This is a genomic window from Chryseobacterium sp. CS2K3 (assembly GCF_059515185.1).
This window is the reverse complement of record NZ_JCAKRW010000029.1, coordinates 1-1,503: the sequence shown is the minus strand read 5'-3', so window position 1 is coordinate 1,503 and position 1,503 is coordinate 1. Positions and strand designations below refer to the sequence as shown.

Sequence of the window (1,503 nt, the reverse complement as noted above, 5' to 3'; positions counted from 1 at the left end):
GCGTACTGCAGCCATACCAATTTCGATATTCATTCTTCCTTCTAAAATATCCTGAGCAGACATTGTTCTATTTAAACCAACGCTTACATAAAAAGCTTCTTCCGGCTTGCTTCCCGCTAATGCTCCGTCTCTCCATTGCTGATCAAGGAAATTTTCGATCATTGCCTGTACACGAACCCATGTATTGGCTGTATTCGGTTCAAAAACGAAACGTTCTGTAGCTTTTTTCACGGATTCTTCTACCATGTTGAATAAACGTCTTACAGATACATATTTCCATTCATTGCTGTTTCCGTCTAATGTTCTTGCTCCCCAAACTAATGTTCCTTTTCCTGCAAAAGTTCTGATAGCATTGATAGATTTTCCAGCTTCTGCATCAATATTAAGCGCTTTCTGATCCTCGTTAGAGATTTTTTCTGTAGGTGCTACTACATAGCTAAGTCCAACGTTAGCCGGTGCTTTCCATACTCCTGAAGTACTGTCTACTTTAGCGTAAACACCTGCAATGGCTGATGACGGAATCAATACGACTCTCTTAGATTCAATTGCTTTTTTAGCCTGGTTATATAAATCTGAGTTGCTTGATTTTAAATCATACAGGTAAGTTTCACCTTCGTTTCCTCCAGCAAATGATTGAGAGACAGTTTTAACTTTTACCTTTTTATCATTATAATTATAGCTTAAAACAGTTTCTAATTTTGGATGATAAGCAGCTCCGTATTTTAAATGTTCTCCACTTGGTCCAACGCCTACACCTGCTCTAAAGTTTTTAACAGCATTGGCATCGTCACCCACAACATCCATGATAACAAATCTGTCCTTTAATAATTCTGCCTGGCTTAAAGCATCACCGTAAATACTATAAATACCGTTACCTAAAGCTTCTCCGTCCGGGAAAACAATAAGAGTAGGCTCATCTTCTTTTTCTAAAGTAGCAAGACCTGCTTTCAAATCAGACGGACTTACCGTTGATGGAAATCCTGATTCCTGATTTCCAACAGAAACGATATAACATGGTCCACCGCCGTTTGCAAAGTACATTTGCATAGCGTAATACATTTTGAAAGGACTTAATACTACATCTGCTTCTACAGAACCTTCCTCGATGGTAATTTCGAAAGCTTCTTCATTTGCTTTTCCGAAAATTGTTTCATATTCCAACATAGAAGAAATTCTTGTTGGTTGATTTTTAGGACCTTTATCCGAGTAACCAATAAAAGCTGGGATCGCTGTTTCTACTTGTGCTACTGATGGTGGAAATTTTGCGTGTTCCTCTACGTAGACTCCTGGTGTTTTGTAATTCATTTTTTTAAAATTTTAAGTTAATGTTAGTTATTTTCAATAGTTAACCCTTCATGGGCAATTTCTAAGGTTTCCACTGCTACCTCATTCCCTTCAGCTTTCAGATCTGTTGACAATAATTTAACCGGGAATGCATTTTTCACTTTCCATGTTACGGCAGGTTCTCCGTTCTCATCAAGAAGAGAGATGGTAATAGATCTG

Annotated in this window: 2 protein-coding genes; both read right to left on the bottom strand. The window is 37.9% G+C overall.

From position 1 onward, the window contains the following. Positions 1-1,305 (bottom strand): phage tail sheath family protein (locus AC5YGG_RS20855; protein WP_496146355.1); only part of this gene is annotated, 1,305 nt, incomplete at its 3' end. Between the two features lie 23 nt (positions 1,306-1,328). Continuing rightward, positions 1,329-1,490 carry a phage tail protein gene (locus tag AC5YGG_RS20850; RefSeq protein WP_496146356.1) on the bottom strand — a complete coding sequence of 54 codons (162 nt, stop codon included), beginning with the start codon at positions 1,488-1,490 and terminating at the stop codon, positions 1,329-1,331. Positions 1,491-1,503: the final 13 nt, after the last annotated feature.